Consider the following 26,128-nt stretch of genomic DNA (forward strand, 5'->3'; position numbering starts at 1 on the left):
ATGAAAATATTGGAGATCTTCACTTTGCTCTGAAACAGCCTGTACGAGGTACGGTTTTTAAGGACTTAATACACGCGACAATCTAACTGGCGATTGAACGTTGCAGTTATGGGTGTTTCCCATCCTCGAACGAAGTCTGGAGCAGAGGGGGCGCGAAGCTCGGCGATCATCGAACCCTGTGCTTGCACAGTGGTTGTTCTGGCGACAATGGAAGTAAAAGCTTGCGCCAGGTATAGGTAAATCAAGATGCCAGTTTTCAAGTGTAAATGTTAACTACGGACCTCGGATCGAATTGGCGGGTTCTACCGGGGATTGTACTCAAAGATGCGCCTGGTTTGGTCGCCACACCAGGTTGCGATTGTCCGCTTCAGGGCTCTTTTGAGAGATCCGAATTCAACCGGTCGAGGATTGTCATCGCGTGAGAGGCATACTCACTGATCCAGCGATCATGAATACGTTTGATCGGCAGGGAATTGAGCAGATTCCACCGCTCCCGCCCATCCCGCCTGACGATAATCAGGTCCGCGCTCTCCAGTACCTTTAGATGCTGCATTACCGTGCAGCGATCCAGGTCATCGAACATCTCGCACAACATGCCAGTGGTGCGCGGCTCGTCCTTCAAATGGTCGAGGATGGCGCGGCGGCGTGGATGGGCCAGGGCCTTGAAAATCAGATCGTCCGTATCGCTGCTTGACATGTTATAAATATATAACATATTGTCGCTTAAAACAAGAGGAGATGGTTTATGAAACCTGAATTCAGGGTCTCAGCGCGTGTAGCGAGACCGCCCTCCGAGGTGTTCGACGCCGTTGTCAATCCGAGCAAGCTTAGTGGCTATTTCACCACTGTTGGGGGGGCGAGTGCTCCACTAGTCGCCGGAGATACGGTAGTGTGGTGGGGCAAGATTCCAGTCGAGGTCAGCGAGGTCGTGCCGTGTAGACGCATCGTGCTGTATTGGGACGGCGCGAATGCGACCGAAGGTCCTGAGCCTTACAAGACACGTATCGAAATGAACTTCCAGCCATTGGACGATGATGCGACACTTGTGACTATCGCCGAGACAGGCTGGCGCGAGGATCTCCCGGGTCATCGTGCCTCCTACATTAACTGTGAAGGCTGGTCACAGATGCTGAGTTGCATGAAGGCGTTCCTTGAATATGGCATCAACCTACGCGAGGGCTATTATCAGTCAGAGCTGAGGGGCGAGCCGGCGCTCGCATCCGCCCATACGCACCCCGAAGATAGCAACTGAGAAGGAGGCGAGATGCCTGCGAAACTCTACGGTGGCATCGATATCGCCATCAAGGTGCCACCCCATCAATATGAGGCAATGATCGCCTTCTACAGGGATATCATCGGGCTTAAGCCGATTACAGAAAAACTTCCGGACGTCGGTTTTGAGCTTGGCCCCAACAAGCTCTGGGTCGCCGAGGCGCCGGAGATGAGCCAGGCCGAGGTCTGGCTGGAGCTTTTTACCGATCGCTTCGAGGATGCGGCCGTCCATTTGTCCCGAGCGGGTGTTGTCCGCTGCGATGCTATCGAGAAGCTGCCGGAGGGCTTTAAGGGCGGCTGGATTACCAGCCCAGCCAACATCATCCACATGGTCCGCGAACCGGATGCGTGGTGATTGGTCGTTGTGCACCAACCTGGTTATTTGAGATAGGCGCACTGATCGCGACTTGGGTTGGCACTACCACACTCGCGAAGCTGCGATGGGTTGAGCGGGAGCAAGCCCTTATAAATACAAAGTGCTCAACAAGTCTGCCAATATCCTGCCGCAACGTGTTGCCGCAGGATATTGGCCTCCATTGAAGCGGAATTTGTTTTAAAGCGTAGCGCCAACCTCGCGCAGTTCCTTAAGAACCGGTGCTTTAGGCAGCCAGATCTTGTCGTAAGCGGCAATGATGTCGGACGTGTTCTTCAGATCGACATCGACGATCTTGATGCCTGCATCCTTGAAGTTCTGGAGGAGGGCAGCTTCCTTGGCGACTGTGGCGTCGATCTGCTTGTCCAGTTCCTCACGTGTGATGCGGGTAATCAACTCGCGGTCTGCTTCCGGCACGCCTTTCCATACGCGACCTGACGCCAGCGCAACGCAGGGCATGAAAATGGCATTCATGCGAAGTATGGTTTTGGCGACCTTGTCATACCGCTGGTTCCATGACAGATCAAGATCGGCTTCCAACCCGTCTACCTGGCCGTTGGACATCGCATCGAAAACCTGCGGTGTCGGGATCGGTGTCGGTGCGGCGCCGAGCAATTGATAGAAATCGCGATAGGCAGGCGTCGTATTGATACGCAGCTTCATACCCTTGATGTCGTCGATTCCAGAGGTTTCTTTGCCAGTGAAGACGACCCGCAGCGTGGTGATGCCGTAACCGAGGCCAACCGTGCCGGTTTCAGCAGGCAAGACGTCGAGCAGCTTGATGGCGGCAGGATGACGGACCAGCTTCGCCACTTTGGCGGTGCTGTCGACCAGCCAGGGTGCATTGATCGCAGCGATCTGCGGAATGCGCGAACCGAGTTCGGCAGTCATGATCCAGCCAAGATCAAGCGCGCCGGACTGCATCTGTTGCAGCATCGCACCTTCATTGCCTAGCTGATTTGACGGGAAGACCTGAATTGACAAGCGTCCGTTGGTTTCCTGCGACAGCCGCTTGCCGACCGCTTCAGCGGCAACGTTCCACGGGTGGCCAGGGGGCGTGGTGATGCCGAGCCGATAGATCTTGGCGCTCTGTGCCCGCAGGACCGCGGGGGTTGCACCGGCCATGGCTGCCCCGAGCGACATGGTCTTCATGAATGAACGACGGGTGAAGGTCATGATTGTTTTTCCCTCTCTGTTAGTTCGCTGTTATGAGAAATAGGTTGAAAGCGCCGGAAAGATCGACAGCAGCACCAGAATGATGCAGCAGATGAAGAAGAACGGAAGCGTGACGATGAACATCTTGCCAGGCTTGGCCCCGGTTACGGCGGCGGCGATGAAGAAGTTCAGTCCAACCGGCGGTGACAGGAAACCGAGAACCAGATTGATTACGGCAACGACGCCGAAATGCACTGGATCGATACCGTAGACATCCGTGGCGATGGGGAGCAGGATTGGCACCGTCATGATCAGGCCGGGCGCTCCGTCGATGACTGTCCCGATGACGAGCAGGATGATGTTGACCAGCAGCATGAAGGTGATCGGATCCTTGGCGATGGACTGAATCCATTCAGCTACCCGTTGCGGAACCATTCCATATACGAGAACCCATGAGAAGACGGCGGCTGCGGCGATCAGGAACAAAATACCCGCCGACAGGACGCCAGCTTTGACGAACATCTGCGGCAGTTGTGCGAAGCGAAGATCACCTGTCACAAATCGGCCGACGAGGATCGCCGCGATGACGCCCATTGCCGCTGCTTCCGTCGGATTGGCGAGGCCGGACACGATGGAGCCGACGATGATAAGTGGAATGATGAGTGTTGGAAGAGCTTTCAAGGTGATGCCGATACGCTGGCGTATCGGCAGATATTCACCGTGCGGGTAGTTGTAGATTAGCCCCATAAGGGCGATGACCACGCAGAAGGCTACGAACAGGATGATGCCTGGTATGATGCCGGCTGCCAGCATGGTGCCGACAGGGACCTGCGCCATCACACTGTACACCACGAACATGATCGAGGGCGGAATGATCGGCCCGAGCATGCCTGCATAGGCAGTCAGACCCGCGGAAAAGGTCTTGTCATAGCCTTTGCGTTCCATTTCCGGCACGACCATCTGGGACATCAGTGCCACCTGCGCCGCGGCCGAGCCGAGAATGGAGGCGACGAACATGTTGGCCAGCAGATTGACATAGGCAAGCCCGCCCTTGAGCGCGCCGACAAAAGCCATGGCCATGTCGATGATGCGCCGCGTGATGCCACCGCCATTCATGATTTCACCAATCAGGATGAAAAGAGGAATCGCAATAAGGCCATAGCTATCCAGACCCGTGAACATCTGGGTCGGAAAGGAAACAAACAGCACGGTATTGTCTGTCTGCCAGATATAAGCGGCGGCGGTAAGGCACAGAACGATCGAGATCGGCAGGCCGATCAGCATGAGGACAACGAAAGCGGCGAAGGTAAACATTACGCTGCCCCTTCCGCAGTCGTGAGCGAGACCTGGTCGCGCTTGCGGGCAATTCCCAGATCCTCAAGAAGATTGGCCGTACAGTGAATGATGAGCGTAATCGAGAAAAGCGGTAGGATGAGATTGACCAGCCAGGTCGGCCATTCCAGTGTCTGTGTTCGTTCCGTATAGAGAAAATTGAACGTCTCGGCGGCATAGGCCTTAGCGTCAAAGCCATAGGAAGCGATGCCGAGCGGGTCCATCCAAAACCAGCACATTGTCAAAAGGCCAAGAGCAAAGGCGAGAGATAAGGCCGTGGCCAGCGCGCGCATCCGTGCAACCCATGTAGGTGACAGGTGATCGGACAGAAGCGTCACCGCAAAATCGATCCGCAGACGCGTCATCACCGAAGCTCCGATAAAACCCAGCCAGATCATCGAGAAAATTGATGCTTCGTCGATCCAGTAGATCGGTATTCTGGCAAACCGGGTCACCACATTGATCAGGATCAGGGTCAGCAGAACCGCAATGAACAGACCCGCCAGGGTTTTTTCGCCCTTGAGGATAACTTGCGACAAGCCTGTCATACCCTCCGCCCAGTCTCTACCCTTGTGCGCAGGCCGGTTTACCGGTCCTTCGGCTGGAGGCATAATGTATTCTCCCCTGTGTATTCTTTGTGTATTTATAAAATATGCACAGTGTAGCCATGTCAACAATTTTTCGACAATGCTGCTCCGTCATACGGCGATGGCGATCTCGCACGTCGTCTATGGGATACGGCTGTCCGTATCCGACAATCTACTTTGGCTGACATTCAGGCTGAGCTTGGATGAAATGTTGGATTGCGGGCGACGGTCTCTTTGCGATGACTGCGTGGCTTGCACCATTACGCACCTTTCGCACAGAGCCCTGATTTGCAGGGCGCCTGCTGGTCTTTCATGCGAGGAATGGATTCGATAACCAGGGAAAGCCGACGGACAAAACTATCATTGACAACTACAGGCTTTCATGGGTGACTTTGTGAACTTCGTAAAGATACTGCGAGAGAAAGCCCTATGCTCAAACTGCCGGGTCTACGCCCGGCGATACGGTCATCACATCTGCCCATTCCGGGTGCCTGCGATACTGCGCCCGGACGTAGGGACACAGTGGCATGATTTTTATTCCGTTCCGACGCGCGTCCTCAATCATGAAGGTTACGAGCGCCGCAGCCGATCCCGTCCCTTTCATGCTGTCCGCTGCCCCTGTATGGTCGGCGCTGATAAGGTTGGGCCCACGCTTTGTGAAGGTGATTTCAGTTTCACCATCAATTCCGTCTACGTGGGCTACATAACGCCCGTAGAGGGCATCTTTGTCTTCCTTATCCATCCTCATATCAACCATCTCGATCTCCTCCCATTCTCTGATTTTACGCGTTTGCTGGACACGCTCTATCCGGCACGCTGCAATTGGAGAGCACGCTCCATATCTGCCCGATTGACCATCGCGCCGAACAGCGGCGTACCGGTATCGAATGAACGACTGAAAGGCAGCGGTCCTGCATCGACGGGATCGAATCCGATCCGGTCGATAAAGACGGCAACCTCCCGGCGTGCATCTGCATCGTTTCCGGCAACTGCCATCGCACGACGCTCCGGATCGCCTGCCAGGCGAGCTTCCTCATCTATTTCGTGATAGCCCATATGGTTAAAGCTCCGCACCAGCCGCGCATGAACCAGGAATTCTTGCACAATCTCGCTGCTCGAGCGTTCACCTTCAAACTCGGCAATTGTTCCGTCTGTGGGTGCCCAGTAGTTCATGGCATCAACAACGATCTTGTTGGCCAACAGTTCCGGTGAAAGGCTGCGATGTTTAGACAGCGGCAATGCAAGCACGACAATATCAGCCGCTGCAATCACGTTTTCCGCCATATCAGCTTTTGCACCCGGCACCATGATTTCCAGCACGAGGGCGATGTCTTCCGGCGTTTTGGAAGTTGCCAGCCGCACCTCATAGCCCGCCGCAATTGCGCGACGAGCTATGGCGGTGCCGACACGGCCCGCACCCAATATGCCGATAGTTTTGACCTGAGATATTGGCATATTCAGTTTGTTCCTGTTTTTTTTTTCCAGAACCCAGTTCCGCATCGACGAGCGGCTTCACCTTGGTGCCCAGCAATTCTATCGACCGCAGAAATGCCTTGTGTGGCATCTGTCCGACGTCCATTTGGAAGAACTGTCGTGTATGACCAATGTGCTTGTGCAACTCGACGATACGTTCGGCGATTTCCTCCGGACTACCCGTAAAGAGTGCGCCCGCGCCACTTGCTTCTTTGTCGTAGTGCGAGCGTGGCGGTGGCGCGAAGCCTCGGATCTTGCCGAGCTGTTCCATGACCGCATGCCAATGGGTCCAGAAGAACTCTTTGGCTTCCTTTGCATCGTCGCCGATGAAACCCGGGCTCGCGACTGAGACCTTCACCTTTTCCGGGGCGATTTCCGCTTGGGCGGCCGCGCGCCGGTAAAGATCAGCCAGTGGTGCAAACCGCGATGCCTGACCGCCGATAATAGCGTAGGAAATCGGAAGGCCGAGAAGACCGGCACGAACCGACGAGTGCGGATTACCCCCAGTGGCCAGCCAGACCGGCAGCGATCCGCTATCCGGGCGCGGCACAACAAGTGCATCGTTTAGCGCGGGACGAAATTTACCCTGCCAGGTGATCTTTTCGCTTTCGTTGATCTTTAAAAGCAGATCAAGTTTTTCAGCATAAAGCTCGTCGTAGTCATTGAGATCATGTCCGAAAAGCGGAAAGGATTCCGTTGAAGACCCTCTGCCAGCCGTAATTTCGGCGCGTCCGTTCGACAGCGCGTCCACCGTGGCAAACTGCTGATAAACACGCACCGGGTCATCCGTGCTCAGCACGGTGACGGCGCTGCCAAGTTTAATGTTGTTTGTCGTCGATGCCGCAGCACCCAAAATGACGGTCGCAGCCGAAGCTGGCATCTCGCGTGTATGGTGCTCGCCGATACCAAAATAATCGAGGCCCACATCATCGGCGAGTTGGATCGCCTCGAGCAGGTTGCGCGTTGCATCTGCCGTGGAGCCAAGCTCGCCGGTGGCGGTATCCTTCTGCACGTCCCCGAAACTATATACGCCCAATTCCATATTATTCTCTCCTTCAGGCCTATGCTGACAACCAAGTTCAGCAGTATCCATTAGTAACTGGGTGTAATATTGGTACCGTCTACTGACCTGCAAGAAGGCACATTTTCGAAACCCGGTATCCTGAAAGTGCCTGTGGCGAGATCAATTCGACGGGTAAGTTTTCTCGCAAACCAGAAAAACACTATCGCTGTCTACCATGTAGACTGACGGATTGTTTGTCGCTTATCCTGGCATTTCATATTCTCGAGAATTTAGCTGTTTCCCTGAGCTGTTGGGAATGGATTATCTTTTTGTTTTTAAGTGTGTTTTTCCCAAAATCGCCGCGCTTCCGGAACTCATGGCGGCTCCGCGCAGGCGGGCCGCGCCATCGGCCTGCAAAATCGGAACTCAGCCGCCGCATCGCGATTGGAAGAGTAATTGGGTGTCCGCCTGATCCAGCGCTCGTCGCACCACTTTTCCGTTACTGATATTGTAACCGAACCCGGCAGGTACCGGAGGGCGGAGTTTGAAGTAACACAAGCCGCTGCGGCATAGAGGCAATCCGGTGGCGTGGGTGCGTTACCGGATTATTCTGCAGCCATTTTTGAAATGAGGCTCGATAGTCGCGTGATGTCAGGCCGCGCAGACACAGGAACGGACGATTGAAAGTGAGCGGCAAGGCATAGCCCACATTGGCAGCGACATGTGTCTATCACGACGCCATATTGACGAGCTTCAACCGAAGATCATCTATCTGCAAGGCATTATCTGGACGCTCCCGATGACGGGCAAGGATTAACGGTGACTGTGATCCCTATTGCTTGTTTTGCAGCGGCCCGAGGCCGAGCAAGCAGGTGAAGACTTTCACTTCAACCTTGCTCAAAACCTTTCAAACGCTTTATCCGACATTGAATGACAATCCATCTTTGCTGGAGGAAGATTCTGGCTTGACCTTGTCACGATTGGAAGCCTCACATTTGCATTCCGGCAAAAAAATGTGGTCGCATCATATTGATGCGCTACCGGATTGCCGCACGGCAACTGATAGACCGCTTCATATTATCCGCTACCGCCGGGAAGGAATCTGCCGATGTCATCGCATCAAGACCCGTCTTCGCATCACAAAGCTGCCGATGGCTTCCATGACCACGCAGGACATGGCGGGGCGACAATTAAGAGCCACACTACTGCCAATATGCCGGCTAGTGACAGAGCAACGGGCTCCACAGCTAAAGACGTTATCTATACCTGCCCGATGCATCCGCAAATCCGTCTTCCCAAGCCCGGAAATTGTCCGATTTGCGGGATGGCCCTTGAACCGGAAGTCCCCTCTCTGGATACAGGCCCGAGTGAAGAATATCTATACATGCGCCGCCGTTTCTGGATCGGCCTCGTGCTGACAATACCGGTTTTCCTGCTCGAAATGGGCGGTCACCTGATCGACCTTCACGGGCTGATTAGTCCGCAGATATCGAACTGGATGCAGCTTCTCTTCGCCACACCCGTCGTATTGTGGGCCGGTTGGCCGTTCTTTCAACGTGGCTGGCAGTCAATTGTCACCCGTCATCTCAACATGTTCACGCTTATTGCCATGGGCACCGGCGTCGCTTGGGGCTACAGCGTGGTCGCGACAATAATTCCGGCTGCGTTCCCGGAAACATTTCAGACTATGGGTGGTGCTGTTGCCGTCTATTTCGAGGCAGCCGCGGTTATCACCGTACTCGTACTTCTTGGCCAGGTACTGGAACTGCGCGCGCGCGAACAGACCGGCGGTGCCATTCGTGCGCTTCTCGACCTTGCGCCGAAGACAGCCCGCCGAATGAAGGAAGATGGTACGGATGAAGAAATCGAACTTGATGTCGTCATGGTCGGTGATCGCCTTCGTGTACGCCCGGGAGAAAAGGTTCCCGTCGACGGTGTCATTGTCGAAGGACGTAGTTCCGTTGATGAATCCATGATTACCGGCGAATCCATGCCGGTTACCAAAGCGATCGACGCAAAGGTTATCGGCGGCACCATAAACCAGACGGGTAGTTTCGTGATGGAAGCTGGCAGGGTCGGGCAGGACACTATGCTTTCACAGATTGTTCAGATGGTGGCGAATGCACAGCGTTCGCGTGCGCCGATCCAGCGTCTGGCCGATGATGTTTCGGGCTGGTTTGTACCAGCAGTGATCGTCATTGCCATTGTCGCTTTCATTGCATGGTTCATCTTTGGTCCCGATCCAAAGTTGACCCATGCTCTGGTCGCAGCTGTAGCCGTGCTGATCATCGCCTGCCCTTGCGCGCTCGGTCTTGCGACTCCGATGTCGATCATGATCGGTGTCGGACGAGGTGCAGGGTTTGGCGTTCTTATCAAGAACGCCGAAGCTCTCGAACGCTTCGAGAAGATTGACACGTTCGTGGTGGACAAGACCGGCACGCTTACGGAAGGCCGACCGAAGGTGACGGCAATCATAACCGCGGCAGGCCATTCTGAAGCTGACCTGTTGCGTCTGGCTGCGACGCTTGAGCGTTCCAGTCAGCATCCGCTTGCTGAAGCCATCGTCAGCGCGGCAAAAGAGCAGGGGGTGAGCCTTGGCGAGGTTGAAGACTTTGAGAGTCCGACCGGCAAGGGTGTCACAGGCATGGTGGACGGCAGGAAGCTGATCATCGGGAATCAGCGCATTATGTCTGAAGCGAACATCGACGTTGCTGAACTGGTAGTCGAAGCTGACAGGCTTCGCAATGAAGGAGCAACGGTTGTGTTTATGGCGATGAATGGCGCTCCTGCTGCCCTTTTTGCGATTGCCGATCCGATCAAGGCAACCACTCCTGCCGCGCTAAAGGCACTGAAGGCTCAGGGCATCCGTGTTGTGATGCTGACTGGCGATAACAAGGTCACCGCTCACGCTATTGCTCGAAAGCTGGGTATTTCCGACGTTGAAGCGGAGGTTCTGCCTGAAGACAAGGAGGCGATTGTCGAGCGGCTCCAAAACGAAGGCCGTATTGTCGCGATGGCAGGCGACGGGGTCAATGATGCCCCCGCGCTCGTTGCCGCCGACGTTGGTATTGCTATGAGCACCGGCACGGACGTTGCTATCGAGAGTGCCGGGGTCACATTGCTACAGGGGGATTTGCAAGGCATTGACCGCGCCCGGCAGCTCAGCCGTGCAACGATGAGCAATATTCGTCAGAACCTCTTCTTCGCATTCGTCTATAATGCCGGCGGCATGCCCATAGCCGCTGGTGTACTCTATCCAACCTTTGGCATATTGCTTTCTCCGATAATTGCCGCGGCAGCCATGGCACTTTCATCGGTCAGCGTCATCGGTAATTCGCTAAGGTTGAGGAATGCCAGGTTTTAGCATCGGCCGCTTCTAACTGCTGCAATGCCGTGCGCTTTCAAAAGTCTGCTGCGTTTACCGATTTGGTCACGTGCGCCGATTGTGGTCGATTCCAGCTTAACCACTCTGCTCCCATATAGAACCTGGTATGGGATCCGAGAAAATAATAAACCCTTGTTCAGATCGTATTTTTTCTTCAATTAGTATCTAGTACAATGGTAAAATGAGGGCTTTTCCAAGTCATCAGAATTATCAAAACAGGTGTTATCGATACGGGAACCGTCATTGGCGGTGGCAGTTGTCCCGAAATTGCGCAAATTTGCATAGCAGGTCTGCGCAATAAAAAGGTGCAAACTGAATAGGAATTAGGCATAACGTAGTTAGCTGCGGTTGCGCCTCCTCCCATTGCGCGCCGCAGCTGTTCCCCTCTGGAGGTTTCATAACCTTCAAAACTTAAAGGGCCACGGTTTTCCGTCGGCCCTCTTTTTTTGTCATTGGTCAACTGTATAAGACGTACTTCCTGGCCCGCTGCCCGCCGGATAAATTATGCGCATTTCAGGCGCAGGCACGCTTGTTCAAATTGGCTTGAGGTGACGTGGGCCGACGGCAAAAAACAGGCTAAATCGACGTATTGAACCCAACTCTCACCAGGTGCCTCTCGCTGTACCTAAAGAGAAATTTGATCTTCCTTAGTCTCGCACAAGTCTTCCGTCTGGTTCGCGGTGTTTGGGTCGATATAGCGCGAGACACTGTCAATGCTGATGAAGCGACGAACGGTAAACCGCAATTCATGCGACCCGGTTTGCAATGATTCAGTCAGAATTGACGAGAATATGACGGTATCCCAAAATCACTGTCCCGATCTGGTATGATGGCAAGCGACAATTGCTACTCCTCACGAAAGAAGAATGACAGGATCAGATCATTTCCCGGTACGGACCACCGACCTCAGGAAGCGAAAGAGTGCAAAACCGGCCGTTACCAGATAGAGAGAACCGCCAATGAACATAATGCCGATTATTCCGGCGAAAAGTTCACGGTCGTGCTGGTATGTATCGGGCTGTAATGTGGCCGAAAACTTAAAAATCGCTAGCAGATGGCCGACAGCATATCCGATAAGTCCACAGACCGGAGCCAGTAAGACAAGGAGCAACAGGAGAAGAAGAGCGTTCTTGAGCATTGGTGCCACCAATTACAATAATCCACAGTTTGCGTATGACATGCGGTAACCGCAACTTAATGAGATATTTCAAGAGTGGTGCACAAGTGTCTGGAACCCATGCAAAAGATGCTGGTATTTCCGAAGTTTGCACTTCGTGCTGTCGGGGGAGAAAGATTAAATGCGGTCGGGCACCAGGTTCGTTTATGGTGCTACCATTTTTTCCTTCCACTCCAATAATCAACGATATCTCGAAATATCCACATCAAGATAATTGGGGCGGTGAATAACAAAGCAGGCATCATCAACACATACATGAGAGCATGTGCAACGAATGTGATGCCATCCGCTTCATAGCTGAGATATCGTCTGGAACCGTATGCCCCGCCATATACGGTTCCATCAAAATAAAGGGTCATCACATTGTAAAGCGACCACGGAACAAGAAGTAACATGCCGATGACCAAGGTTATAGTTTCAGACACAAATTTTATTCTCTTTTTTCGAATTCTTTTTGCTCGCGTGGAAACTGGCTTTTTGGGAACCCTTTTCATACCCGTCTCATCTCCCTGGCCTCGCACTGAGGCTACTGAAACCCTTCGGGGAGCCTGACAGTTGGAAATCGCAGCGAGTTACCTGCACAAGGATGCCATTCGTGCATTGCGTTAGGTTCGTCCTGTTTGCCAAGGCACATGCCACGATCGTTGAGAGCCATGCCGTAGATCGCCATGGATTGGCAGGCAACAGCAACCTCAACATCTCGATTGGGATTTCGCACGCATAAATCTGCGGCGCTGGAATAGAGAGCAAGCAGTTTGTCATTGCTCTCGCGCGCTTCGGGAAAATGCTGCGTCTGCGCCATGGCTTGTTGGGTGAAGGCCGCAAACGCGAGAAGTGCAGTCCCGATCCATGAGCTAAGAGGGAGGCCTGTAAGTCGCGGGCGGTCAATCTGTCTGGCTTCGTTACTCTGTCGCATGTGTCCTCTCCTTTGAGTTCGCACAAGATTGAGCGCTTTGTCGTTCACACGGCTCCTGCTCGCCGAGGGATCGCTGACCTGTCAAACCAACACGCAATTGGCGGTTCGAGCCGTTTTGGAGAAGAGGCTGCTAACGCGAATTTGATTGCGCATTCGCCGCCTCATCATTGAAATTGATTCACGGACACTTTGGTAAGGAAGGCATTGATGGAGGCTTCCTGATTTTTCCATTCGTTGGATGGGCACCCGGCAACGATTAACAACTCCACCCGCCCAACCCATTGGGCGGCGATGCGGTTGCGATAATCACGACCATCTCGCCCGCGATAGGAGATCTCTTCCGACAGGAAGCTCACCGCATCTCCGCGGTTAGCGTGCAGCTCCAGATCGGGTGCGTCGTTGTTTGCTACGGCCCCCACCTGCTTGCCAAGGCGCCGCACATAGGCCGCGATTGAATCGCTCACCGACTGACCAGCTGCTTTTGCTGCTTCGACACCGAGATTCTGCACGAAAGTGATCTGGCAAGATCCCTTGACCTGTCGAAATCTGTACACGCCGTTCTGCCCGATTACGTCGACCCGCCAGTTATCGACATTCATAGGCATGCCAAAGGCCGCCTGGGCCTGGGGATCCTGATCCTGGGCATATGCCGATACCAAAGTGGTCCAACCGGCAAGCAGTAAGACTGCAAAGCTCCATTTCATTAGGGTTCCTCCATCAGACAGAGCAGGTAAGCACAGATCGTCAATCTGAACCGGTTTCTCCGGAACATCCCGTAACGGGCAGTCATGTTGCCGACGTCTGTTGGCAAATTCTGTTTGTCGGATACGCTGTGATCCTCACCTGAGGCTTCAGGTCATCGCATCCCTTTGAGGTGGTGCGCACGTTATTCAAAAGGAAGATCGGCTGTCGTGACACTCTGGATCGATGCGACGCACCAGGTGATATCCGCTCGCATGGCACATGGCCAGCATGACGGTTCAACCAGAAATCTGTGCTTCATCCTGACCTCCTCGCGACTGAGACACAGTGGACTGGTTCCTAGTATTCGTGCAACATATTAAAAAATGAACTGGAGTTCAATCTTTAATGACGTATCGGCGAACGCCCAGGATGCAAAGCCGCATTGATGCGGCACACGAACAGATCATTGCGGCGGCGCACAGGCTGGTTGCAGAAAGAGGCTATGGGAGCACAGGCGTTCCCGACATTGCCAGGGCTGCCGGAGTTTCTACAGGAAACGTTTACACCCACTTTCCCTCGAAGACCGCACTTTTTGGAGAAGTCTACCGACGAGCTTCCCAACACGAAATCAGGGCATTTCGCGAGGTTGCCGACACGAAAGGCACGGCGCCTGAACGTCTGGCAAGGATGGTCGAGACATTTGCCCGACGGGCGCTTGCGGGCCGTAAGCTGGCCTGGGCTTTGCTGGTGGAATCCGTAAACATTGAGATAGACGTAGAACGAGCAAGATTGCGTGAGCCGTATCGGGCTATCATTGAAGGTGTGATCAACGAAGGGATCGACGCAAGCCAGTTCGCTCCTCAGGATGCCCGCATAACCTCCATGTGTATCGTCGGGGCGATCGTCGAAACTCTCGTCCGTCCATTGAGCAATGCACTCCAGGCTGATGAGGAGGAGCATCTGGTGGTCTGTCTCATACAGGTTTGTCTGCGATCTGCTGGTCCAACCGGTGTTATGTCTTGATCATTTATCGGGATGGACTGTGTCGATCCCGACAACAAACAGGCTGCTCTACGGTCGCATCGGCATTAACATTTACATAAGACCAGGTCGAACGGGCCGACATGATGTGAACGAACCAGTCCGAGAATGGCAAATGCCTGTCATTTCAGTTCTTTGCTCAGCCTTCGGCATAAAATGCTCAAAGAGACAGGCACGATTTACCCTCGCGGATTATATGCGATGAACGCCATGCTTCAGAGTATGTACGCGCGAATTTCAAACGACTCCGATAATTGAAATTCAGCGATACCGAAGCTTGATGCGGGCAATTTTTGTGAAGTAGTCTGACCGACAATATTGACCGGGCTTGCATCCCATCCCGTTGGCATGGCTTTCTGGAATTACAGTTGCGTTTTCAACTTTAGATGGGCTCGTCTCGCGACGGCGTGGTGGGCTCAATGCCGGCAAGACCATGCGATAACGCTTGCCAGAATTAAACGCTGTTGGGCAAGATCATTTGCGATGCGTCGAATTTCCTGGACAGACCACGGGATCAAATGGTGATGGTCGGTATCCTCGGGGGCGTGACGTTATTGGCAGGGTAGCTGATCACTGCCATCATGGCGGAGGTAGGCATGACGAGGGAGACATGACGATACCAGCCATGATCCCGGCAATGGTGAATGACAGGGCTTTCCGGACCCCGGCTTCGCTCCAGCGTCGAAACCGCTGATAGATCGTATTCCCGTTGCTGTGTTTGGGTGGAACATCCCGCCACGGCTTACTGCACGACGTACAGCAACGAAGTCTCCGAAGTATGCCGTTGATGATTGCACGACGTTGCTCCGGGCGACGCCCGCGTCCCCGACTGACAGTTTCAATCGGTAATAATCCCTTCAAACAGCCTTGAATCAATCTCCGATCAATAAGTCACGTAGGTCGTCCGCGGCGCCTTTACAAAATTGCATTGACAACGGTGTCTTCCAGGCATGTATAAGTAATTATTCCTGTTAATACGTTGTTATTTATTCTTTATTGGGAATAAAAAATATTGACGCGATACAAATATAATGGTCGACTCGATTTGCAATACTAAAATGGAGGAGACGTGTCGTTGAAGTATAATATTCTATATGGAATTATGTTGACGAGTGCTTTTGTAAATCCAGCGTTCGCGCAGGACGAGGCAAATACAACCATCATCCATGCAGGAACACTTCTTGCGGATGCGACCAAGGCACCTCTGACGGAACAGTCTATCATCATCAAAGGTAACAAAATCGAAGGCATCGAAGTGGGATTTGTTAAGCGTGACGGCGCTGAAATCGTTGATCTTAGCAATGCATTCGTGATGTCGGGCATGATCGACAGTCACGTGCACATCACTTCCCAGCTTGCACCCGATGCGAGGTTGAAACGCGTTGAAAATTCCGATGCGGACTGGGCCATGCAAGGTGCCACGCATGGCAAACGCACACTCGAGGCTGGATTCACAACCATTCAGGATCTGGGAGCGAGCGGTTCTGATGCGATCTTTGCGTTGAGGGATGCTTCGAAAAAAAACGAATTGCCGTTGCCCCGGATTCGCGCTGCAGGCTATTCTGTTTCGGTCAGTGGCGGTCATGGTGACGGTCGCCAGGGCTACAACGATGATGTGGCGGAAGTCTTGCACAAGGATTCTATTTGCAACGGGGCCGATGATTGCCGGCGTGCAACCCGTGAGCAGATCCGCAAGGGTGCCGATATCATCAAGATTACCGCGACCGGCGGCGTATTGTCGAACACCCTGGCGGGTTTCAATCAGCAATTTACCAGTCCCGAAATCGAAGCCATCGTTGACGCAGCCCGGAGCATGGGGCGGAAGGTGACGGCGCATGCTCACGGCCTTGACGGGATTAATACGTCTCTGTCTTCCGGTGTGCTGTCGATTGAGCACGGGACCTATCTGGATGACAGTTCGATTGCGCTCTTCAAGGAGAAGGACGCTTATCTGGTGCCGACCGTAATGGCTGGTGATTTTGTGGCAAAGACTGCGAAAGACGCAAAATGGATGACCGAACCGCAGCGTATCAAATCACTGGAAGCAGGTCCTTTGATGCTTGATATGTTGCGCAAGGCGCATGCTGCGGGCGTCAAGATTGCATTTGGCACCGATAGTGGTGTGTCTGTTCACGGCGACAACGCAACCGAACTGGTACTGATGGTCGAAGCAGGCATGACACCGCAGGAGGCGCTGACCGCCGCAACTGTGAATGCAGCCGATCACATTGATATGAGCGACCAGATCGGCACGATTGCGACGGGAAAGTTTGCTGACATCATCGCGGTGAAAGCAAATCCTCTCGATAATATAGAGCAAATGCGCGATGTGGGTTTCGTGATGAAAGATGGCAACATCTACAAATCAGCATTGTAAACTGCATAACCTCCTGGTCGGCGCGGGGAACAACCGCGCCGGTTTATTTTCTACAGCGTAGACCCATATGCTGGGGGACCAGATGCGGAAGGCGATGAGTTTGATTGCAGCGCGGAAACTGGCCAGGTTTTTGTCGTAACGCATGGCGATAGCAGGGTAGTGTTTAATGCGGTCGCGCGGCCACCGCGTCATAGTTTTTTGCCTCGCTGGCGCTATAGGTCAGGCGGAAGACACGAACGATACCGACGCCATCCAAAATCGTTCCGCTCCGATAACCGGAATCAATTGCGTGGTTCCTATTTTATGAAGTCCACTATGATCCCGGCGTTCGAACTGCTCCTGCCTTAAGCGCTGTTGGAGGCAGCCTGACCTGGCGCGCCAATGCGGGGCGCCGTTTTCACAGTACTTTCGGAAAAAGAGCACAGTTTCTGATAGCTTTCATGCAACGACAAAATCTATGGCGATTTTTCAATAAATGATCGTTTTTCGATAGAAAATCAAATCCATTTAAGGGCGGAGAGGAGGTAAATACCTCAAAAGACCTGTCGAATTTTATTAGAAATGATTAATTCTGCCGCAAATGCGGCGAGAACAACATAAAAATACGCCCTATTGCTTGAATTCTGACAGTTTTCATTGAACTATGGCCGTGGGGAAAACCGGGCTGGCGATGTCAACGGTGAGTCTGGGCGCACACCAACCAGAACCTGGTTGTAACAGCGAACTGTGAGGATCGGCACGATGCGTCACTTGCTCAAGAGCATCCCTGATGAATGGGGACCGAAATTTGAGGCGGAAAGCGGCGCAGTCACGCGAACCACGACCGGACCGAACGAGATAGGCTTTCGGGCACCATCACATATGGCGCTCGTCCTGCTTACCCCACAACCGGATCGCGAGATATCACTGAACTCGGACCGCAAGTCGATGTTTGCCGCACCGGTCGGGACCGTAGAAATTGTGCCAGCGACAGCAGAGCTTTTCGCACGCTGGAAGACGACGAAGGAAAACCTCCTGTTCGCGTTCACACCGGACAAGCTTTCTGAATTGGCACGACTGGAATTCGAGGTCCAGGATTTCGAATTCCAGAAACTCAAGGAAGGGCACGTGGACGAAAAGGCGCTTATGCTGGCAAGCCTGATCCGTGACGAGATCCGCAGAGGAGAGCCATACAACGCGCTTTATTTTGATTCCCTGATTACCGTTTTTTCAACCTATCTCCTGCGCACTTACACTACGCTGAAGGGCCGGCCAAATCGCCAGAGCCGCGGCGGCCTTTCCGTCAAGGTCTGGCGGAACATTGAGGAGTATATCCGGGCCAATCTGGCTGAAAATCTGTCCGTGGAGCGACTGGCATCGGTCGCGGGGATATCTCCGAGCCATTTTCTGCGAGCCTTTCGTGAAACGGTCGGGCAACCGCCGCACAAGTACGTTCTGGCGACCCGCCTTGAAATGGCCGAGCAACTGGCGGTATCGACCGATTTACCACTGACGGCGATCGCGAAACTTACGGGTTTCTCCAGCCACAGTCATATGACTGCAGCGATGCGACAGCATAAATCGATCACCCCGAGTGCACTCAGGCGCGCTACGTCTGACAGGCAATCGGAATAGTATTTCTCCCACCTTGCGGGCGTTGATACGGCAGCCGCTCTTTGACATTTCCAGAACTCTCCGGGGAACGAGCATGCGGGTATATTTCAGGACAAGACGATTTCTGGCGACCACCACTGTCATGACGACAGCATTCCTGCCGACTTTATCGCTAGGCGTCGGGCTTTTTGCCGTGTCAACCGGGGAGACACTGGCAGACGATCCGATCTCGATCCCGCTGGAATATGTCGGGCAAACCGATAGTAATAATCAGGTCAGCTATGACCGTCTTGGGATCTGGGCGAAGATTAACAACGGCAAAGCGCAGCGCTATGTATTCGACACTGGTTCAGATCAACTGAACACGCAGATCGGAAAAGATGTTACGGGAGTGAACCCTGTTTCCCCCCGGCCTTATGTGTATGCCTACGGCGATGGAACCTACGGTTACAAGCTCCAGCAAGTTGAAATCAACAGGTTTACGTATGTCGACCCGGATGATCAGTCAAAAACAATAGGCGGTCCACAAGTAAGCGATCAGAGATACCAGGTCGCCCGTATAATTGATTTCGCCTACACAGAACAATACTGCAAGGATAATAATCTGAGATGCTCACCTGAAACCGTCTCCAGGGGGCTGAACGACATTTTTGGCAAGCCGCTCACGGAGCCTTACTTCGCCGATCTCGATCAGAAAGCCAAAATGGATAACGGCGATATGGCTGACGAGGGTGGTCAGTTTGCAGGTACATTCGGAGCCGGTGACTATATCAACTACACAAGTGCCTGGGGCATGATGGGTAGCGTTACCAGGACCGGCTACGTCGTCTCGGCGAATATAAACCCCGATGCCACAAAGAATGAAACGCCGGGATGTTCGCCTTGCACGATCATCAATCTCAGTCCGGGCCTAAGGGCGCAATATACCAATGTCATGTCCTGGGGAAATAAGGATCGCGCCAATGTTCGACCGCAATTCCCAGGTTCTGGCGCCAACGCATCCACGGAGTTCGAGGGCGCATACAATCTCCAGATTGCGTCCACTAACGGACAGGGCTCCATTCCGAAAACCGGAATAGCGACCTTGCTTGACACCGGCACTCCGGGCGGAGGTAGCCTTTACCTCAGCCCTAAGATGTTCGCTGAACTTCAAAATTCCAAAGCCGATATCAAGCCGGTTCAAGGTGTGGATGGTCGGTATAACCTGTCTTCTTTGACGATAAGCGGTGCGAACGGCGATCCCGTTACCCTCCAGAATATTGCTGTAAACGTCCAGTCTGGAGCCGATGACGGATATATCGAGTTTGTTGCAGGTCTGGATTTTTTCAAAGCAAGATCGGTGATTTTTGATCTGGAAAAGAAGTCTACCGCCTATACCCCGTATTTTGTCACAGCCAGCAATTTCTCAACTGACGCTTCGGCAGCGGAAGGTACACCGCTTAATCGGATCACCGCCCAGATGGGCAGCCAGTTTGTGAATGATCAGAACGGGAACGAAGGTTGGCTGGGCATTGCCGGTGTGATCTCGGGCTCGGGATCACTGACGCTCGATCCCTACACGAATGTCCGGATGACGAACATCAACACCTATACGGGCGAAACGATTATTTCTCGCGATGCTTGGCTCTCCCTTGCCGGTCTTGGAAACATCGAGCAATCGGCGAGGGTCGTAGCCGAAGGTACGCTCGATATTGCGGAGCACGGAAACGGTTCTGATTATTGGGGGATATCGGACGAATTCAACGATGCCCGTATCCGCAGTCTGAGTGGTGGCGGGACAATCAAGCTGGGCGAACGTACCCTTGTGCTCACTGCGGCGAACGATGCGTTCGCCGGTCGCATTGACGATCTTGGCCTTGACGATCAGAACCAGGAGAAACACTGGGGCGGCGGCCTGCTCGTTGCAGGTGGTCTTCAAGAATTGAGCGGCAACAACAATTATACCGGTATGACGACTGTTGCTTCCGGTGCGGGCCTGCTGCTTGCCGACACAGGGTCGATTACCCAAGACGTCACCACTGCCGGCTTCCTCGGCAACGATGGGCAAATCGGGGGAGGGGCACTGGCAATCGATGGCGGTGTTGTCGCTGGCGCCGGTATCTATGGCGTGGTCACTGTCGGTAGCGGTGGTGCGGTTGCTCCGGGCAGTGCTCTTGACGCCAACAGGGAGGTCGCGGCACTCACCGTCACCGGCGATTTCAGGCAAGCGTCAGGCTCGATCTATCAGGCTGGCCTTGCCAAATCCTCTGATCTCATTGATGTCCGGGGAAGCGCAACCATCGACAGTGGCGCCCAGGTCGAGTTACTGCGGCAGGGTACGCCTTCGGTCGATACCCGCTATACCCTGCTGAGTGCGGTCGGTCTTGTGAATGGAACTTATGGCGGACTGACAGGCGCACTTGCCACTGACTCGCCTTTTGTCGATTTCGCGCTCGCCTACGATGCGAGGAATGTCTATCTCGACACCAGCCGCACGACGACCTCTTTTACCGATGTGGGCGCAACATTCAATCAGCGCTCGGTTGGAGCAGCCAGTCAGGCACTTGGCGGCGGTAATCCGGTCTATGACAACATCCTGTTCCTGACGACGCCGGAAGCTCGCGACGCCTTCAACATGCTGTCGGGCGAGATTCACGCTTCGACCCATAGCGCGCTCATCGAAGATAGTCATTTCGTTCGGGATGCCGCTGCTGATCGTATCCGGGCGGCGTTCGATGGCGTTGGTGCCTCAAGCGTTTCGATTATGGCCTACGGCCCCGGTGGTCCGGAACTGGCTCCTGCAACAAGCGACAAATTCGCTGTCTGGGGCCATGGGTTCGGGTCGTGGGGACATCTCGACGGTGACGGTAATGCTGCTCGCCTTGATCGTTCGACCGGCGGTTTCCTTGCTGGTGGTGACGCGGCTGTCGGTGAAAACTGGCGGCTTGGCATGCTGGCTGGTTACAGCCACACATCCTTCGACGTCGATGATCGCGCATCGTCCGGTTCAAGCGACAATTACCACCTCGGCGTCTACGCCGGCGCACAGCACGGCAATCTCGGTTTCCGATCCGGCCTTGCCTATACCTGGCACCGTATCGAGACTGAGCGGTTCGTTGTGGTTCCGGGTCTTTCTGACAGTCTTTCGACCAACTACGACGCCGGAACCTTCCAGGCCTTCGGTGAGCTTGGCTATCGGATTGACACGGTTTCGGCCTCGTATGAGCCCTATGCCAATCTTGCCTATGTGAATTTCGACGCGGATGGCTTCACCGAGAAAGGCGGAGCGGCTGCCTTGTCGAGCGGGGGGCAGTCGAGCGACACGACTTACACCACACTCGGCTTGCGCGCCTCGACGGAACTGACCTTCGGAACTGTCAACGCTACCGCTCGCGGCGGTCTTGGCTGGCGGTACGCCTTTGGCGACATCCGGCCTGAAACCGGACTTGCCTTCGCAGGCGGCTCTTCCTTCGCGATTGAGGGTGTGCCGATCGCAAAGAACGCGGCACTGCTTGAAGCCGGTTTTGACGTCAGTCTCACTGGGAACGCGACGCTCGGTATCGCCTATCAGGGGCAGGTCGCCTCGGATGCACAGGAACATGGCTTTAATGCCAGGCTGGGCGTCCGTTTTTAAGCGGCAGTTCGTGAGGAGGGGACGACTGGATACGGCCTGCCAACTGATCAGAACCGGGCCGAAAAATCACTACCGGTTTTGCAATCGCCGATCTTATTCGGCCATTTCTGTTGATTTGTAGAAAGGGAATTTTTGTGAACAAGTTCAATTTGGCTACAATTCTGGCGGGCTGTATTTCCATGATAGCCGGTTGCAGCACGCCCGACGGCAACAATTGGGTCAAGGATGGCATGCCTCGCAGTGAGGCCCAGCAGGCTTACGCCGAATGCAAATACGAGGCGGAAAGTTCGACTGCGACCATTGGGACAGGCGGCAGGCCTCCTCGTACCTGGGGTGATGCAATCGGGGAAGGCATTGGCGACGGAATTGCTAAAGGAATGGAACAGTCCGACCTTATCAAGGACTGCATGAGAGCGCGCGGTTTCACACAGTGACGAGGGAGTTGTTCTTGTCATGATCAGACTTCTCTTCCTTCTTCTTGGCGCGCGAGCCCTGAAACCCATGTGGCGGATATTGGTCGTTGCAGGCGTCATCTGGATGCTGACCGGTGCTGCGATCCTGTTCGATCTCGGTGACGGCGCCTTATCCGTCGTGATCGACACGCTCGCTGTGTTCCTGATCGTCGAGGGCGCTGTCGAGATCTTGGCTGCCGCCTCGCTCGGCTTGCGCCGGCATTGGATCGATGCGCTTCGAGGCGTGGCCTTCCTGTTCGCCGCCTTCCTGGTGTTCAACGTGCCATGGGACAACAATATCGGTGCGGCTATCGTCTTTGGTGCAGCGTTTCTGGTTGATGGACTGTTCCGGATCGGTTCAGCTTATGTGGTGCATAGCCCACGCTGGCGGGTCGGGATCGTCGCCGGGGCAATTGAGGTTTGTCTTGCGGCCATGATCCTGTTTGCATGGCCGGTCCCACATATGCTGACGGTCCCATTCTGCTTCGCCCTTCTCCTTCTGACCTCAGGCTACGCTCTCGTTCGAATGGCCTTGCCGCTGAGAGAGCTTCCGGATGGGGCGTCGGTCACCTCGCTTCCGCTTTACGCCGCGCGAAACTGGCAGGGTGGCAAAATCCATCCGATCATTGCCGATCATGCAGACCTGGTCAGGGGCGACGAAATGCTCAACGTTTACGTCTGGACCGCCCTCGGCTCGGTAAAGGACCCGGAGCATCGGCTGCTGATCGACCGCTATGTGGCGGCCGTCGACAAGAATGGCGTGATTTCGACCGGACATAGCGCGCTGGAAATGCCACCTGACCTCTATATCAGCCACTATCCCGCTAATGACATCGATCATAGCCCGGACGACTTTCGAGCGCTTCTCTCGGCAGGACAAGACAATGATGTTGCAGGACGTTTCAATGAATCATTGGCAATCGAAGCCGCGGCCTGGTGCATGCCGGATCAGAAGATCGTCTTCCGCCGCTTCAACCCCCAAGCATTGAGAACATTCTGGGAAGCCTATTCCAGGGACAAGACCTACAATCTTACCGCACGCAATTGCTCAACTACCGTCATCCAGGCACTCGATGCCGCCATCGAAGGTGCAGGGTCTACCGGCAGAACATGGCACGATCTCTTCCGTATTATCAGTGATCCGCATTTCTGGTTGATGCGCATCGTCCGCGGGCGAGCGGAAGCGATGACATGGACGCCAGGTCTCGTGCTCGATTATACGCGTTTGCTTAATCAGGTCGTCGAGCATAGCCAACGACGCTGGAGGAAGCGGATCAGCGAGGCGTTTCGTTCGAGAACGGAACTGGTTCACCGGCAGGAGCATGCCGAAGGCGAGAGGATTACTGTATGACCGGGCTGGCGAGGACAGCGGCGGTCGTGGTCCTTACCGCCGCCACCTTCGGGCTTACCTATGGCCTCAGTGCGCCGCTGATCGCGCTCGAGCTTTCAGACGCAGGATATTCGGAAACCCTGATCGGCGCGAACAGCGCCATGTATGCTATCGGCGTCCTTATCGTCGCACCGGCACTTCCGGGTCTCACCAGGCGTCTTGGCTTCGGCAAGCTGGCGAAAGGTGCATTGCTGCTTGCCGGCGCGCTGTTCGCGCTCTTTCCGGCCGCGCCCTTCCTCTGGTTGTGGTTTCCGCTGCGCGCCGCCCTTGGAGCAGCCTCCGAGACCCTATTTGTGGTCTCCGAGGCATGGCTGAACCAGATTACAAGCGAAGTCAAACGCGGCAGGACGGTTGCGATTTATGTGACGGCTCTGTCGGCGGGCACAGCGCTTGGTCCTGCTATCCTTTCTTTCGTCGGGCGCGACGAAGCGCTTGCATTCATCATCGGGGCGGTGATCGCAGGCGCGGCCTGCGTCGTTCTTTTGATCGGACGGCCCCGTGAAGCACTGCCAGAGGAGGCATCCGGGGAAAACCCGTTCCGCTATCTGAAGCTGGTACCAGTGGCGGTCGCCGCCGCAGCACTGAATGCGGCCCTCGAATCTGCGGGCCTGAGCCTTCTTCCAATCTATGCGATCCAGCTCGGTTGGCCGGAGCAATCAGCCACCTTCCTGCTAACGATCCTTCTCGTCGGATCGATTCTGCTCCAGCTTCCAATCGGCTGGCTGGGCGACCGGATAAGCCGTCGAATTCTCGTCGTCATTCTGGCTGCGATCTCGGCTGCCGGCGCACTCGTATGGCCTGTTGCCCTGGCACATGCGTGGCTTGCCTATCCGCTGCTGTTCGTGTGGGGCGGCGCTTTCGTTGGCATCTACACAACGACCATCGCCATTCTGGGCGATCGATATAAAGGTGGAGAACTCGTCAGTGTCTATGCTCTCCTTTCGATTGCCTGGGGGCTCGGAGCGCTTGCTGGTCCGTTGATTGGCGGTATGGCCATGGAAGTTTCATGGCACGGGTTGCCGATCTTCGCGGCACTTGCCTGTGGCATCTTCGCCATCTTTGCAGGCTTCGACAAGGCCGAAAGCGAAAATCTCAAACAGGAAATCGGGAGGAAATCGATATCAGGAGCGAACTGATGAAACTGAACTGCAGCATATTTCTTCTTTTATGTGCGATCCTGGCGATGTCCGTATCCATTCGGCCTTCACAAGCGCAGAGTGGAGCTCCCCACTCTGAACCAATGACCGTCGGCGTCTACTTAAGCCCGCCTTTCGTGATGAAAGACGGCGATCACTACTCTGGCATGGCGATCGAGCTTTGGGAGGGCACCGCCAAACCGCTCCATCTCGTCTATGCCTATCGGGAATATCCGACCTTCGAGGCACTGATCGCAGCAACGCAACGCGGTGAAGTCGATGCTGCTGTCTCCAATCTGACAATCACCAGGGATCGCGTCGAGCGCATCACCTTTTCTCAACCATGGTACGATGCCGGGTTGCGTATTATGGTGGCGGAAAGCGAGGACGCCGGCTTCTGGCAGGTCATCGGTGGACTGGAAAAGGCCGGGCATCTTCGCGCGATGGCCTGGCTGGTGTTTATCGTGCTCATTGGCACTGTCGTCCTGGCGCTGTTCTATCGTCGCTTCGATAAGAATTTTCCGCGTAGCTGGCACGAAGGTTTGGCCGAGAGCTTTTATGAGGTGATGTCGGTCGCAACGTCCGGCAAGGTCACCCGTGCGAATGCGCTTGGCTGGATAGGGCGGATTTCGGGTGGTATCTGGATGGTTTGCGGGGTAGCTGTGATCGCCTTTTGACGTCGTCTGTAACGAGTGTCATGACCGCGTTGACGCTCACGCATCAGGTCAATTCACTCGCCGACTTGCCGGGACGATCTGTCGGCGTACTCGAAGGCAGCGTAGCAGAATTCTACTCCAACGAACTGCGCCTTGCTACAACGCCCTACAGCAATATCGACAGTGCGGTTCACGGACTGGTGTCAGGCCAGATAGCGGCAATCGTGGGCGATGCTCCAGTACTGGAACATTACGCCCACACTAATTCTCGCCAGCCGCTTTCAGTCGTTGGGCCGATTTTCCATCCGGATAAATACGGTTTCGGTTTCCGGCATGGCAACGCTCTCAGCCATAGCATCACACTTCAGATCCTCGCGCTGCAGGAGGCCGGTGAGTTGGAGAATCTGAGGCGGAAGTACTTTGGAAATGAGAGATAGATGGTAGCCGCGCGAGGCGTACCGCCCTTCGCCCTGCCGCTTCTGGCCGGGGATGGAGACATCATGCTCGGCATGC

General features: G+C 54.6%; 23 protein-coding genes and 1 pseudogene. 12 read left to right on the plus strand and 12 right to left on the minus strand.

All coding sequences use genetic code 11. The features are described 5' to 3' along the window. Positions 1–367: 367 nt before the first annotated feature. Positions 368–697, minus strand: coding sequence for an ArsR/SmtB family transcription factor (locus tag AAE521_RS16815; RefSeq protein ID WP_342061909.1), 330 nt, complete (start codon positions 695–697; stop codon positions 368–370). A gap of 48 nt (positions 698–745) precedes the next feature. Here AAE521_RS16815 and AAE521_RS16820 point away from each other — a divergent pair, with 48 nt between their 5' ends. Both AAE521_RS16820 and AAE521_RS16825 read left to right on the plus strand, forming a co-directional pair. Then, entirely contained in the window at positions 746–1,252 is a 507-nt protein-coding gene (locus tag AAE521_RS16820; protein WP_342061910.1) for an SRPBCC domain-containing protein, read from the plus strand. A 12-nt stretch (positions 1,253–1,264) separates the two neighbouring features. Continuing rightward, positions 1,265–1,627, plus strand: coding sequence for a VOC family protein (locus AAE521_RS16825; protein ID WP_342061911.1), 363 nt, complete (start codon positions 1,265–1,267; stop codon positions 1,625–1,627). 198 nt (positions 1,628–1,825) lie between these two features. Here the strand turns inward: AAE521_RS16825 and AAE521_RS16830 are convergent, their stop codons facing one another. From AAE521_RS16830 to AAE521_RS16855, 6 genes are all read right to left on the minus strand, one after another. Then, the gene (locus tag AAE521_RS16830) at positions 1,826–2,821 is read right to left on the minus strand and encodes a TRAP transporter substrate-binding protein (RefSeq protein ID WP_342061912.1); all 996 of its coding nucleotides are present in this window, start codon (positions 2,819–2,821) and stop codon (positions 1,826–1,828) included. 30 nt (positions 2,822–2,851) lie between these two features. Next, a complete protein-coding gene (locus tag AAE521_RS16835; RefSeq protein WP_342061913.1) occupies positions 2,852–4,114 on the minus strand; it encodes a TRAP transporter large permease in 1,263 nt (420 codons plus the stop codon). Next, the gene (locus AAE521_RS16840; protein ID WP_342061914.1) at positions 4,114–4,743 is read right to left on the minus strand and encodes a TRAP transporter small permease; all 630 of its coding nucleotides are present in this window, start codon (positions 4,741–4,743) and stop codon (positions 4,114–4,116) included. Before AAE521_RS16840 ends, AAE521_RS16835 begins: the two co-directional genes overlap by 1 nt. A 409-nt stretch (positions 4,744–5,152) precedes the next feature. Further along, complete coding sequence (locus tag AAE521_RS16845; RefSeq protein WP_342061915.1) at positions 5,153–5,476, minus strand: GNAT family N-acetyltransferase; 324 nt, start codon at positions 5,474–5,476, stop codon at positions 5,153–5,155. A 47-nt stretch (positions 5,477–5,523) separates the two neighbouring features. Beyond that, positions 5,524–6,174 carry an NADPH-dependent F420 reductase gene (locus AAE521_RS16850; RefSeq protein ID WP_342061916.1) on the minus strand — a complete coding sequence of 217 codons (651 nt, stop codon included), beginning with the start codon at positions 6,172–6,174 and terminating at the stop codon, positions 5,524–5,526. Continuing rightward, on the minus strand, positions 6,083–7,234 hold the full coding sequence (locus AAE521_RS16855; protein WP_342061917.1) for an LLM class flavin-dependent oxidoreductase: 1,152 nt from the start codon (positions 7,232–7,234) through the stop codon (positions 6,083–6,085). The genes AAE521_RS16850 and AAE521_RS16855 overlap by 92 nt, the downstream gene beginning before the upstream one ends. Before the next feature lie 1,174 nt (positions 7,235–8,408). On the opposite strand from AAE521_RS16855, the gene AAE521_RS16860 reads away from it, so the two are divergent. Then, positions 8,409–10,559 carry a copper-transporting P-type ATPase gene (locus tag AAE521_RS16860; RefSeq protein ID WP_342061968.1) on the plus strand — a complete coding sequence of 717 codons (2,151 nt, stop codon included), beginning with the start codon at positions 8,409–8,411 and terminating at the stop codon, positions 10,557–10,559. Between the two features lie 901 nt (positions 10,560–11,460). On the opposite strand, the gene AAE521_RS16865 is transcribed toward AAE521_RS16860, so the two are convergent. The 4 genes from AAE521_RS16865 to AAE521_RS16880 form a co-directional block, all read right to left on the minus strand. Continuing rightward, the gene (locus AAE521_RS16865) at positions 11,461–11,718 is read right to left on the minus strand and encodes a hypothetical protein (RefSeq protein ID WP_342061918.1); all 258 of its coding nucleotides are present in this window, start codon (positions 11,716–11,718) and stop codon (positions 11,461–11,463) included. 191 nt (positions 11,719–11,909) lie between these two features. After that, the gene (locus AAE521_RS16870; protein WP_342061919.1) at positions 11,910–12,251 is read right to left on the minus strand and encodes a hypothetical protein; all 342 of its coding nucleotides are present in this window, start codon (positions 12,249–12,251) and stop codon (positions 11,910–11,912) included. Between the two features lie 32 nt (positions 12,252–12,283). Continuing rightward, a complete protein-coding gene (locus AAE521_RS16875; RefSeq protein ID WP_342061920.1) occupies positions 12,284–12,673 on the minus strand; it encodes a hypothetical protein in 390 nt (129 codons plus the stop codon). A 164-nt stretch (positions 12,674–12,837) separates the two neighbouring features. Further along, positions 12,838–13,377, minus strand: a complete 540-nt coding sequence (locus AAE521_RS16880) for a hypothetical protein (RefSeq protein ID WP_342061921.1) — start codon at positions 13,375–13,377, stop codon at positions 12,838–12,840. Between the two features lie 385 nt (positions 13,378–13,762). Between AAE521_RS16880 and AAE521_RS16885 the strand changes: the two genes are divergently transcribed. After that, a complete protein-coding gene (locus tag AAE521_RS16885) occupies positions 13,763–14,380 on the plus strand; it encodes a TetR/AcrR family transcriptional regulator (RefSeq protein ID WP_071631110.1) in 618 nt (205 codons plus the stop codon). 639 nt (positions 14,381–15,019) lie between these two features. Here the strand turns inward: AAE521_RS16885 and AAE521_RS16890 are convergent. Then, a pseudogene (locus AAE521_RS16890) lies at positions 15,020–15,286 on the minus strand (transposase); the annotation flags it as partial. Positions 15,287–15,473: 187 nt separating this feature from the next. Here AAE521_RS16890 and AAE521_RS16895 point away from each other — a divergent pair. The 8 genes from AAE521_RS16895 (at position 15,474) to AAE521_RS16930 (ending at position 26,052) form a co-directional block, all read left to right on the plus strand. Beyond that, the gene (locus AAE521_RS16895; protein ID WP_342061923.1) at positions 15,474–16,775 is read left to right on the plus strand and encodes a metal-dependent hydrolase family protein; all 1,302 of its coding nucleotides are present in this window, start codon (positions 15,474–15,476) and stop codon (positions 16,773–16,775) included. A 741-nt stretch (positions 16,776–17,516) separates the two neighbouring features. Then, positions 17,517–18,389 carry a helix-turn-helix domain-containing protein gene (locus AAE521_RS16900; protein WP_342061924.1) on the plus strand — a complete coding sequence of 291 codons (873 nt, stop codon included), beginning with the start codon at positions 17,517–17,519 and terminating at the stop codon, positions 18,387–18,389. A 73-nt stretch (positions 18,390–18,462) separates the two neighbouring features. Beyond that, a complete protein-coding gene (locus AAE521_RS16905; protein ID WP_342061925.1) occupies positions 18,463–21,981 on the plus strand; it encodes an autotransporter outer membrane beta-barrel domain-containing protein in 3,519 nt (1,172 codons plus the stop codon). Between the two features lie 134 nt (positions 21,982–22,115). Then, the gene (locus AAE521_RS16910) at positions 22,116–22,415 is read left to right on the plus strand and encodes a hypothetical protein (RefSeq protein ID WP_071631105.1); all 300 of its coding nucleotides are present in this window, start codon (positions 22,116–22,118) and stop codon (positions 22,413–22,415) included. Between the two features lie 19 nt (positions 22,416–22,434). Beyond that, positions 22,435–23,784, plus strand: a complete 1,350-nt coding sequence (locus AAE521_RS16915; protein WP_342061926.1) for an HdeD family acid-resistance protein — start codon at positions 22,435–22,437, stop codon at positions 23,782–23,784. Then, positions 23,781–24,959 carry an MFS transporter gene (locus AAE521_RS16920; protein ID WP_342061927.1) on the plus strand — a complete coding sequence of 393 codons (1,179 nt, stop codon included), beginning with the start codon at positions 23,781–23,783 and terminating at the stop codon, positions 24,957–24,959. The genes AAE521_RS16915 and AAE521_RS16920 overlap by 4 nt, the downstream gene beginning before the upstream one ends. Beyond that, positions 24,959–25,636: a transporter substrate-binding domain-containing protein gene (locus AAE521_RS16925; RefSeq protein WP_342061928.1), complete on the plus strand. Its 678-nt coding sequence runs from the start codon at positions 24,959–24,961 to the stop codon at positions 25,634–25,636. The genes AAE521_RS16920 and AAE521_RS16925 overlap by 1 nt, the downstream gene beginning before the upstream one ends. Before the next feature lie 20 nt (positions 25,637–25,656). Beyond that, complete coding sequence (locus AAE521_RS16930) at positions 25,657–26,052, plus strand: type 2 periplasmic-binding domain-containing protein (protein WP_342061929.1); 396 nt, start codon at positions 25,657–25,659, stop codon at positions 26,050–26,052. Positions 26,053–26,128 lie beyond the last annotated feature (76 nt).

It is taken from the genome of Brucella cytisi (genome assembly GCF_038433355.1).
Classification (GTDB): domain Bacteria; phylum Pseudomonadota; class Alphaproteobacteria; order Rhizobiales; family Rhizobiaceae; genus Brucella; species Brucella cytisi.